We start from the raw sequence: 10,422 nt of genomic DNA, 5'->3' as shown, positions 1-10,422 counted from the left end.
GCACCGACGCCGACCCCGCGGCCGACCCGCCCGACTTCCGCTGGCTGATGGCCTCCGATGTCTGCAAGCACTGCACCCACGCCGCCTGCCTGGACGTGTGTCCCACCGGGGCACTCTTCCGCACCGAGTTCGGCACCGTCGTCGTGCAGGACGACGTCTGCAACGGGTGCGGGTACTGCGTGCCGGCCTGCCCCTTCGGGGTCATCGAGCGGCGCGAGTCGCCCGACATGACCGGTGCCCGGATCGCCAAGGACGACGGCATCGCCCAGAAGTGCACGCTCTGCTACGACCGGCTCGAGGTCGGCGACGAGCCGGCCTGTGCCAAGGCGTGCCCGACGACCTCGATCCAGTTCGGCGACCTCGACGAGATGCGGAGCCGAGCCGCCGACCGGGTGCGGCTGCTGCACGAGCAGGGCTACACCGAGGCCCGCACCTATGGCGCCGACCCGACCGACGGCGTCGGCGGGACCGGCTCGGTCTTCCTGCTGCTAGACGAGCCCGAGGTCTACGGCCTGCCGCCCGACCCGGTCGTGACCACCCACGACCTGCCCGACATCTTCCGCAAGGCGGGCCTGGCCGGGCTGGCGATGCTCGGCGCCGCCGCCGTCTCGTTCCTCGGGAGACGCTCATGAGCACTCCCACCCGCCGCCGGCGCGGCGCCGAGCGGGCGATGGTGCCCGATGCCGAGTTCTCCTCGTACTACGGCCGCCAGGTCGTCAAGCCGGCGCCGTGGAAGGCGGAGATCCCGACCTACCTCTACACCGGCGGGCTCGCTGCCGGATCGGGCCTCATCGCGGCCGGGGCGCAGCTGGTCGGGCTGCGGATGTTGCAGCGCAACGCCCGGCTCACCGCCCTCGCCGCGCTCGGGGCCAGCACCGGCGCCCTCATCGCCGACCTCGGCAAGCCGGGTCGCTTCCTCAACATGATGCGCACGGTCAAGCTCACTTCGCCGATGTCGGTCGGGACGTGGATCCTCGCCGGCTTCGGCGGGTTCACCGGCGCGGCTGCCCTCGCCGAGATCGGGGGGCCGCTCCTGCCGCAGGGCAGCTCGCTCGCGCGGCTCGCCTCGATCACGGGCGCGGGCGGGAACCTCGGGTCAGCTGCCTTCGCGGCCCCGCTGGCGGCCTACACAGCCGTGCTGCTCAGCGACACGGCCACGCCGACCTGGCATGCGGCATACCGCGAGCTGCCGTTCGTCTTCGTCGGGTCCGCGCTCGCCGCGGCCGGTGGTGCGGCGATGGTCACGACCTCGACCCGGGAGACGGGCCCGGCTCGCCGGGTCGCCCTCACCGGCACGGCACTGGAGCTCGCCGCAACCGAGGTGCTGCACCGGAACCTCCGGCTGGAGGGCGAGCCGCTGCGGCAGGGCAAGGCGGGGCGGCTGCTCGAGATCAGCCGCTGGCTCATGCTCGGCGGCGCGGCCCTGACCCTGCTCGGGGGCCGGCGTCGGCCCGCGGCGATCCTGGCCGGGCTGGCGATGAACGCGGGGTCGGCGCTGACCCGGTTCGGCGTCTTCGAGGCCGGCATCGTCTCGGCCAAGGACCCGATGTACACGGTCGTCCCGCAACGCCAGCGCCTCGACGAGCGCGGGCCGACCCGGATCAGCTGAGCGGATTTAGCGACTTGCCTCGGCAGTGCCTCGACACGGCTACATTCTCGGTTCTCGGACGCACGAAAGGCCCCCAAGCCACCACGACCCTGTGAAAGGCTGCAAGAGGCGAGGGCATGTGGATGTGGATAGCCGTGACGCCGTGACAAAAGGGGGAGCGTCACGTCACGTGATACTCATTGGCTAGCGGAGCGTTCATGGATCGGATCTGAAACTGAACTGAAGGAAGACGTTGAGAGATTCTCCAAACCCGGAAGGTCTTGCAGCCTGGACCACATGGCCCCTGACACTAAAGTTAGCGCGAATCCAGCAAGTGCCGCCAAAACGATGAGTTGCACCACAAAACTCCCAGACGGATAGAGCCAGGTCACGAGCCTTGCGTGCCAAGGCTGCGGATCCGGATTGTCCAGCGCCGCGGTGGCTACCAGCGCCCCCAGCAACCGCATCGCCACGATCGTCGCCATCAGGATGAGAACAACTGCTCCTACCAACTGTAGCGCAAGGAACTCCAGCACTTCGAACGAGTACGCCTCTCGGAGGGCGGAGACACCTTGCATAAGACCCTTGTTGTGGACCGTCGCAGACGCATCCGCCAGACTCACTCCCTTGAATGTTGCCGTGTTCAGTTTCCGAACCCCAAAGACCATTGCCGCGGCGGTCATGAGCGTAATGAACACCCAGCGCAGTAGCGGCACCGGCGAACGACGGTACTGTGCGGTCAATAGGATGGCAATAGTTGCGGATCCAACGGACACCCCCAGCATCACGTTCGAAATAATGGAAGCGTATCGGGCTACTAACCAAGCGCCTGCGAGGATTGCGGCGAAACCCCCCGAGAGGTACAGCCACAGATCATCATTGTCATTAGCATGCACCGAGGTGGCGCGTGAACCATGGAAGGGTGGCGTCTCGTGGTGATCACGGGTCACGTGCTTTATGATGATCGTGCGACTATTGTCGACGTGCACCTTGGACTGCTTGCCTGTGCGGATATGGGTCTGGTTGGCACCTGATATGTAACCTGCGAAGGGATGCGAGGCCGACCTCTCGACCAAGGGCTTTATAATGAAGTATTCGACGAGAACCAGTACGATGCCCACCACAATTGGGCCCCACCATCCCCCGAATGCACTCTTGAGGACTTCCATTGCTACCTCCTGCGGACTGTCTTGGCTGGTTGCCCGGATCTGCTTGGGACTGCGTGGGACGCCCGGGCGGCGACCTGCTTGATTGTGCCGTGAGGAGGTGACAATGCCCGGTATCGCCACCGCGAGCGCGCGATCTTCACTCGCAAGAGCAGGTACAGGTGTCGGCAGATCGGTGGGCTCGTCGGCTCGTTGCTCGTGACAAGGTGCCGAAGTCAGAACATGACCGGACGCCCAACGATGTCGTAGCCGGTCAGCTACCCGAGACCAAGCGCCTCGATCCGGCACGTCGGTCCGGTCGCGGTAGCGAGCCGTCGGTCAGTGGTGAGCAGGACGGCGTCGAGCGCCTCGGCGAGGGCGACATACATCGCGTCCCAGCCACGCACGGTGTCCCGTAGCTGCCAGGCGCGCGCCAACAGGAGCCGGTGCCCGTAGCGTTCACCGGGCCACAGCCGCAGATCCACCACCGCCTGCGCGGCCGCGGTGGCGTCCAGCCGGCCGCGCAGGTGCTCGCGGCGGATGACGCCGAACACCTCGACGTCGATGACGTGGGGGGCGGCTTGGTCGCCGTCGAGGGCCAGTCTGCGGCGGACCGGTTCGGCACCCGGCCCGCCGGTCAGCACCTCGACCAGGCAGGAGGCGTCAACGACGAGCATCGGGCCACGCGCCGCGCTGCTCGTCGAGCGCCTCCAGGATCTGCGCACGATCCAGATCCGACGAGCGTTGCCTCGTGCGCTCCAGCCACTGCGCGATGGTGGGGCGCGATGCCAGCCGAGCGGCCTCCGTGCGGAGCAGCTCCGGAACACTGACCCCCTGCTCGGCGGCTCGCCGCACGAGCCCGGCGTAGACCTCGTCGTCCAGGTCTCGGATCTGCACCGTCTTCGGCATGAGTCGACCGTAACATGCGACTACGCATGACGCCATGCGAGTGTGCATCTCGAGGCCTTCGGGACTGCGTGGGAGAACCAGCCCTCACGAGGTCGACCGTGGCCCGAGCAGGCGCATCGCTCCTTCTCGTGCGGCCCGCCGGTCGAACGTCGCTGTGTAGTCGCAGCCGGCCGCTCGGCCGAGCTCGGAGATGACCGCGTCCGCGAAATCGAGGCCACCACGGCTCGCCATGAGAGCCGCTCGCACGCTTGCGTCTCGGTCGACCCGAATCTCCCGCGCGTCCAAGAGCGCAGTCAGCAGGTCGGCGCATCGGTCCGCATCGACCCGGTAGGACCGGCGCAGGACCCAGTAGAGCTCGACGAGAGTCACCACGCTGAGATAGCCCGGAGCAGCCTCGGTCAGCTCGTCAACCAGCGCGGAGCCGATCGGCGACCGGTCTGGATCGTCTTGCACCAGGTATCTCACGACGACGTTGGTGTCGAGCCCGATCATCGCGCCCCCTCGGTCGCCGCCGCGCCGATCGCCTCGTTCATCTCCTCGATGCTGACCGGTTGTGCAGGCCGTGGCACGGCACCCTTGAGATCCTTGATCGAGGCGGCCTCCACATGGATCTCGTAGCCGCCCGCGGCGGTGGGCACGAACGCCAGCCGGGAGCCGGGGTGGAGGCCGAGCTTGGTCCGTACCTCGACGGGGATCGTGACCTGGCCCTTGCTCGTGACCGTCGCGGATGTCATGGCACGTCTCCTTACATCAGGTAAGGCAAGGATACCTCGGTCTCAAGGATCACCGGACCGTGATCCGAGCCGACTCGGCGGGGAGCGCTGCCACGGTCTCGCCGACGACGGGGGCCCCGGGGACCTCCCCGACGACCAGCAGCCCGCCGCTCGTCTGGGCGTCTGCGAGCAGCAGCAGGTCGTCCTCCAAGACTCCCGGGCCGAACTCGAGATGGGGGCGCACCCACTCGAGGTTGCGGCGCGTCCCACCGGGCACGTATCCCGCCGCCAGGCTCTCCCGAGCCCCGTCGAGCACCGGCACGGCGGCCACGTCGACGACGGCGCCCACCCCGGAGGCCCGGCACAGCTTCCACAGGTGACCGAGCAGCCCGAAGCCGGTCACGTCGGTGCAGGCCCGGACACCGGCGGCGAGCGCCGCCTGCGACGCGGCGGCATTGAGCGTCGTCATCGACTCGATCGCCTGGGCGAACAGCTCGCCGGTCGCCTTGTGCCGGTTGCCGAGGACGCCCACCCCGATCGGCTTGCTCAGGCTGATCGGCAGGCCCGGCTCCGCAGTGTCGTTGCGCATCAGGCGATCGGCGTCGGCGATGCCGGTGACCGCCATCCCGTAGAGCGGCTCGGGCGCGGTGATGCTGTGGCCTCCGACGACGGGACACGAGGCCTGCTGCCCGATCTCGAGCCCACCTCTCAGGACCTCGCGGATGTACTCGGCCGGGATGAGGTCGGGGGGCCACCCGAGCAGGTTGATCGCCACGATCGGGCGCCCACCCATCGCGTAGATGTCGGACAGGGCGTTGGCGGCGGCGATGCGGCCCCAGTCGTAGGGCGAGTCGACGACCGGGGTGAAGAAGTCGGCCGTCGACAGGATCGCCCGGGCGCCCTCGATCCGCACGGCGGCGGCGTCGTCGCCGGACTCGAGCCCGACGAGCAGGTCATCGTGCGGGACGCCGACCAGATCGGCGACGACCTGCTCGAGCAGGGCGGCCGGGACCTTGCAGGCGCACCCGCCGCCGGCGGCGAACTGGGTCAGGCGGATCGGTGCGTCCTGGGCGATGGCCATGCGGGCACCATACGTCGACTGTCTGGGGTGTCTGCGGAGGCGAGCGGGGCCGTCGCCGAGCCGCGACGGAACACGAGGCCACCCGCTCACGTGCGTCAGCAGCAGCGGCCCTGGGGGTTGCGGTCCTGCCAGTCGAAGTGCTCGCGCCAGAACTGCCGCTCGTTCATCGGCTCGGCCCCCGGATCGTGCACGGCGAGGTGGGCGCAGTAGCGCTCGTACGCGTCGGCGCCCATCACTGCACGCAGGTAGCGGGCAGCCCGGCGCCCGCCGTCGCGGGCGCAGTGCAGGACCATCGACAGCGTGGCGGGCGCAAGGACAGGCATCGTCAGTGCCCTCTCCTCGCGCCGACCGGCTGGGGGATCTTGGCCCACTGCTCCTCGAGCTCCTTCTCGACCGGGGAGGGGAACAGGCTTGCCGGGGCGAAGATCCTCGACTCGACGCGCGGGTCCTCGGTGTCGGCGCCACGGTGACCCATCGCCGCGCGGATGGTCGCGATGACCGCAGCCACGAGCACGATGAGCGTCAGCACGACGAAGACGACCGACAGGGTGCCCTGGACCGCCGTGTTGCGCACGACTGCTTCCATCGCCTCGACGGTCTTGGCTGTGCCGAAGCTCGTCCTGCCGTCGGCGAGCGCGCTCTGGAACGCGTTGTGCTGCGCCCAGTAGCCGACCGCCGGTACCGACGAGAAGATCTTGTACATCGAGGCGGTGACGGTGACGACCGCAGCGAAGGCGAGCGGCAGCACGACGATCCACAGGTACTTGATGTGGCCCCGCTTGGCGACGATGGCCATGACGACCGCGAGGGCGATGACGGCGAGCAGCTGGTTCGCGATGCCGAACAGCGGGAAGAACGTGTTGATCCCGCCCAGCGGGTCGGTCACGCCGAGGATGAGGATGTAGCCCCAACCGGCGACCATGATCGCCGTACAGATCCAGGCTCCGGGCGTCCACGAGGTGTCCTTGAACCTCGGGACGAAGTTGCCGATGGTGTCCTGGAGCATGAACCGGGCCACCCGGGTGCCGGCGTCGACGGCGGTGAGGATGAACAGCGCCTCGAACATGATCGCGAAGTGGTACCAGAAGCCCATGAGCGCGGTGCCGCCGAACCACTGGTGCAGGACGTGGGCGATGCCCACCGCGAGCGTCGGGGCACCGCCGGTGCGCGAGACGATCGACTCCTCACCGACGTTCTGGGCGAGCGTGCTCAGCATGTCCGGGGTGAGATGGACGCCGGAGAGGCCGAGCTGGTTGACGAAGGCGACGGCGCCTTCGACAGTGCCGCCGGTGACCGCGGGCGACGAGTTCATCGCGAAGTAGATGCCGCGGTCGATGACGAGGGCCGCGACGAGGGCCATGATCGCGACGAACGACTCCATGAGCATGCCGCCGTAGCCGAGGAAGCGGGTCTGCCGCTCCTTCTCGACGAGCTTGGGGGTGGTGCCCGAGGAGATGAGCGCGTGGAAGCCGGACAAGGCACCGCAAGCGATCGTCACGAAGAGGAACGGGAAGAGCGAGCCCGGCACGACCGGCCCGTCGTCTCGGCCGGCGAACTCCGAGAAGGCCGGCACGCTGATCGTCGGATGCACGACGATGATCCCCACCGCGAGCAGGCCGATGACCCCGATCTTCATGAAGGTCGACAGGTAGTCGCGCGGCGCGAGTAGCAGCCACACCGGCAGCACGGCCGCGATGAAGCCGTAGATGATGATGAACCAGGCGAGGCTGGTCCGGTCGAGGTGGAAGAAGGAGGCACCCCACGCGGACTCGGCGACCCAGCGGCCCGAGATGATGGCGAACATCAGCAGGACGAAGCCGATCGCCGAGACCTCCATGACCTTGCCCGGCCGGATGAAGCGCAGGTAGACACCCATGAAGAGCGCGATCGGCAGGGTCAGCCCGACCGAGTACACGCCCCAGGGCGACTCACCGAGCGCGTTGACGACGACCAGGGCGAGGATCGCCGTGATGATGATCATGATGGTCAGCGTCGCGATCAGGGCGGCGGTGCCGCCGATGACTCCGAGCTCCTCGCGGGCCATCTGGCCGAGGGACCGGCCGCCGCGGCGCATCGAGAAGAACAGCACGAGGTAGTCCTGCACCGCCCCGGCGAGCACGACACCGACGATGATCCAGATCGTGCCCGGCAGGTAGCCCATCTGCGCGGCGAGAATCGGGCCGACGAGCGGGCCGGCGCCGGCGATGGCGGCGAAGTGGTGTCCGAAGAGGACCCGCCGGTCGGTCGGCATGAAGTCCTTGCCGTTGTCGTTGTACTCGGCCGGGGTCGCGCGGGTGTCGTCGGGCCGCGCGACCTTGCGCTCGATGAACTTCGCGTAGAAGCGGAACGCGATCAGATAGGTGCAGACCGCGGCGAAGACGAACCACACGGCGTTGATCGTCTCGCCGCGGCCGATCGCGATGACCGACCACGCGCCCGCACCGAGCAGGGCTACAGCGCCCCACCCCAGGACCTTCTGCGGCGTCCAGCGCCGGTCGTGTGCCTCGACGACCTCCGGGTCGACTGCTGCCGGTGGCAGCTGGATCTCGTCACTCACGGGACTACTCATGGCCGGTTCCCTCGCTCGTGCGGCTGACAGGGGTGACGACCAACCGGGACGGTCGGCGAGCCGTCGCAGGACACCCTAGTCGCCTCCCTCGCTCGCGCCGCGCGGCTCGCGGGTGATGCCAGCCCACAAGGGATGCGTGGCTAGGGTGGCCGGTGGAGGTGTCTGGGCTCCTGGTGGTCCCCCCGGTCTTCAAAACCGGTGTGCGGCGGCATCCGTCGCAGGCGGGTTCGATTCCCGTCCGCCTCCGCCAACAGCCCTCCGCCAACAGCCGTCCGTTGACAGCGCCTCCGGGGTCGGGCATCGAGGGCGCCCGGGCGACCCGCAGGAAACGATGACCCAGGTGCTAGATTCGAGGTGTCGTCTTGTCGCCCCAGACCTCGGTGGCTCGTCCTCACACACCCGAAGCGAAGGCGCCAGGAAATGGGATCGCTGACATCCGATTCGCACGCTCCCAGGCCGAGACTGGCGCGACCCTCCCGGCTCGGAACCCGTCGAAATCCGTCGCTGGTCTGGCCTGCATCAACCGGCGACTCTACGATCGGACGACGAGGCGCCGGGTCAACCGGCTACGGGGGACCTAGAGTGGGTGGACCCCGGTGAGCACGCGGCTCGGTCACGAGGATCGCCTCGCCGCCCCTTCACACCGTTGGACGGGACGTTGACATGAAGAGCGCCGGACGCTGGGGGGGCGCTGTCATGAGCAATGACAGCCTCAGTGACTTGCGCCGCGCCATTGCCGAGGCGATGCACGCGGACGGCGCCCTCGGGGGCCCGATCCTCGCGGTCTCGACCGTCGGGGCGCGAGCGCTGCCCGGCGACGGGGCCGCCATCACCTTGATGGCCTCCGACGAGACCCGGGAGACCCTCGCGGTCACCGACGAGGTGATCGCCGCCGTCGAGCGGGCCCAGTTCACCCTCGGGGAGGGACCCAGCCTGGACGCGCTCACCAGCCGTCGGCCGGTACTGATGGCCGACCTGGCCGATCCCGTGGCACAGGCTGCGTGGCCCGGTCTGGCCGGCCGGCTCGCCGAGCTGCCGGTGCAGGCCCTGTTCGCCTTCCCGATGCACCTGGGCGCTACCGTGGTCGGGGTCGCCCTGTCCTACCGGGCCACGCCCGGAGAGCTGGGTCCCGACCACGTCATCTTCGCGCTGCGAGCCGTCGACATGTTCACGCTGGCGCTGCTCCGGCTCCGCGAGGGTCAGCCGACGACCGAGGGGACCGACTGGGTCGGCGACGGGGCACTCGGTACCCGCCAAGTCCACCAGGCCACCGGGATGGTCATGGTCCAGCTCGGCGGAGTCATCGCCACCACCGCGTTCGCCCGGATGCGGGCCTATGCCTTCGCCCACGACCACACCATCGAAGAGGTCGCAGACGCGATCGTGGCCCGCAGCCTGGTGCTCGACCCCGACGGATCGGCGGCGACATGAACGCCGAACCGGAACCCGACCGGATGTGCCAACGGGACTATGGTGGGACAGGGTATGGAGTGAGTACCGCCTACCCACGGGAGACGTGATGACCACAACTGATCGCGAACAGGAACTCGTCAGGGCGTTCGTCGGCCTGGCCGATACCCTCGTGTCCGACTACGACGTGGTTGGCCTGCTGTCGGACCTCGTCGACCACTGCGTGCACCTGCTGCGGGCCGACGCGGCCGGCATCCTGCTGACCGACCCACGTGGAGGCCTGCAGGTGATGGCCTCCTCCAGCGAACACGCACGCCTGCTGGAGCTGCTGCAGCAGCAGACCAACGAGGGCCCGTGCGTGGACTGCGTCGGCAGCGGGCAGCCGGTCTCGGTGCCGGACCTGGCCGAATGCGCCGAGCGGTGGCCGCGCTTCGTGCCGGCCGCGCACGCGGAGGACTACCAGGCGGTGGACGCCGTGCCGATGCGGCTGCGCGAGGAGGTGATCGGTGCGCTGAACCTCTTCCGGCATCGCACCGGTGCCATGCCGCCGCCCGACCTGCGCGTCGCGCAGGCGCTGGCCGACGTCGCCACCATCGGCATCCTGTCCGAGCGGGCCATCCGCCACCGGGGTGTCGTGGTCGCCCAGCTGCAGGGCGCCCTGAACAGCCGGGTGATCATCGAGCAGGCCAAGGGGATGCTGGCAGCCTCCGGCGCCACCGACATGGACCACGCCTTCCACGCGTTGCGCGCCCACGCCCGCGCCACCGGCTCCCGCCTGTCCGAGATCGCCACCCTCCTCGTCGAAGGCACCTTCCCCCCGAGACCGTGCTGGCTGCCGCTCCCGCACCTCGGCACGGACAGGGCGCCACACCCCCGGTGTGAGTACCCCCGAGAGCCGGCCCAGTCCTGGATCCCACCGTTCCGGGCTGTTATTATGTCTGTTCTGCGGTCCTCTTGAGTTTCGCGCTTACGCGGCGGCGGCGGCAGCGCAGGCGAGCTGGTAGTCG

General features: G+C 69.0%; 12 protein-coding genes and 1 tRNA gene. 5 read left to right on the top strand and 8 right to left on the bottom strand.

Going from position 1 to position 10,422, the window contains the following annotated elements; all coding sequences use genetic code 11:
- Together L0H79_RS17020 and nrfD are read left to right on the top strand one after the other, a co-directional pair.
- The coding region (locus L0H79_RS17020; RefSeq protein ID WP_301485842.1) for a 4Fe-4S dicluster domain-containing protein at positions 1–632 on the top strand (632 nt) is incomplete at its 5' end.
- The gene (nrfD, locus tag L0H79_RS17015; protein WP_301485841.1) at positions 629–1,609 is read left to right on the top strand and encodes an NrfD/PsrC family molybdoenzyme membrane anchor subunit; all 981 of its coding nucleotides are present in this window, start codon (positions 629–631) and stop codon (positions 1,607–1,609) included. The genes L0H79_RS17020 and nrfD, both read left to right, overlap by 4 nt.
- Positions 1,610–1,785: 176 nt before the next feature.
- Here the strand turns inward: nrfD and L0H79_RS17010 are convergent, their stop codons facing one another.
- From L0H79_RS17010 to L0H79_RS16975, 8 genes are all read right to left on the bottom strand, one after another.
- Positions 1,786–2,757 (bottom strand): hypothetical protein, encoded by a 972-nt coding sequence (locus tag L0H79_RS17010; RefSeq protein ID WP_301485840.1) that lies wholly within the window; start codon positions 2,755–2,757, stop codon positions 1,786–1,788.
- Between the two features lie 254 nt (positions 2,758–3,011).
- Positions 3,012–3,410 carry a type II toxin-antitoxin system VapC family toxin gene (locus tag L0H79_RS17005; RefSeq protein WP_301485839.1) on the bottom strand — a complete coding sequence of 133 codons (399 nt, stop codon included), beginning with the start codon at positions 3,408–3,410 and terminating at the stop codon, positions 3,012–3,014.
- Positions 3,397–3,642 carry a hypothetical protein gene (locus L0H79_RS17000; protein ID WP_301485838.1) on the bottom strand — a complete coding sequence of 82 codons (246 nt, stop codon included), beginning with the start codon at positions 3,640–3,642 and terminating at the stop codon, positions 3,397–3,399. The genes L0H79_RS17005 and L0H79_RS17000 overlap by 14 nt, the downstream gene beginning before the upstream one ends.
- Before the next feature lie 84 nt (positions 3,643–3,726).
- Positions 3,727–4,134, bottom strand: coding sequence for a PIN domain-containing protein (locus L0H79_RS16995; RefSeq protein WP_301485837.1), 408 nt, complete (start codon positions 4,132–4,134; stop codon positions 3,727–3,729).
- Positions 4,131–4,376 carry an AbrB/MazE/SpoVT family DNA-binding domain-containing protein gene (locus L0H79_RS16990; protein ID WP_301485836.1) on the bottom strand — a complete coding sequence of 82 codons (246 nt, stop codon included), beginning with the start codon at positions 4,374–4,376 and terminating at the stop codon, positions 4,131–4,133. The genes L0H79_RS16995 and L0H79_RS16990 overlap by 4 nt, the downstream gene beginning before the upstream one ends.
- 49 nt (positions 4,377–4,425) lie before the next feature.
- Positions 4,426–5,436: a selenide, water dikinase SelD gene (selD, locus tag L0H79_RS16985; RefSeq protein ID WP_301485835.1), complete on the bottom strand. Its 1,011-nt coding sequence runs from the start codon at positions 5,434–5,436 to the stop codon at positions 4,426–4,428.
- Between the two features lie 95 nt (positions 5,437–5,531).
- A complete protein-coding gene (locus L0H79_RS16980; protein ID WP_301485834.1) occupies positions 5,532–5,759 on the bottom strand; it encodes a YbdD/YjiX family protein in 228 nt (75 codons plus the stop codon).
- A gap of 2 nt (positions 5,760–5,761) precedes the next feature.
- Positions 5,762–8,005, bottom strand: a complete 2,244-nt coding sequence (locus L0H79_RS16975) for a carbon starvation CstA family protein (RefSeq protein WP_301485833.1) — start codon at positions 8,003–8,005, stop codon at positions 5,762–5,764.
- Between the two features lie 154 nt (positions 8,006–8,159).
- Between L0H79_RS16975 and L0H79_RS16970 the strand changes: the two genes are divergently transcribed.
- From L0H79_RS16970 to L0H79_RS16960, 3 genes are all read left to right on the top strand, one after another.
- A tRNA-Sec gene (locus tag L0H79_RS16970) sits at positions 8,160–8,255 on the top strand.
- Between the two features lie 446 nt (positions 8,256–8,701).
- On the top strand, positions 8,702–9,436 hold the full coding sequence (locus tag L0H79_RS16965) for a GAF and ANTAR domain-containing protein (RefSeq protein ID WP_301485832.1): 735 nt from the start codon (positions 8,702–8,704) through the stop codon (positions 9,434–9,436).
- Between the two features lie 88 nt (positions 9,437–9,524).
- On the top strand, positions 9,525–10,373 hold the full coding sequence (locus L0H79_RS16960) for a GAF and ANTAR domain-containing protein (RefSeq protein ID WP_301485831.1): 849 nt from the start codon (positions 9,525–9,527) through the stop codon (positions 10,371–10,373).
- Positions 10,374–10,422: the final 49 nt, after the last annotated feature.

This window comes from Intrasporangium sp., from assembly GCF_030452765.1.
Lineage (GTDB): Bacteria > Actinomycetota > Actinomycetes > Actinomycetales > Dermatophilaceae > Intrasporangium_A.
Note: the sequence above shows the minus strand (reverse complement) of the source record. Positions and strands in the feature narration are given on the sequence as shown.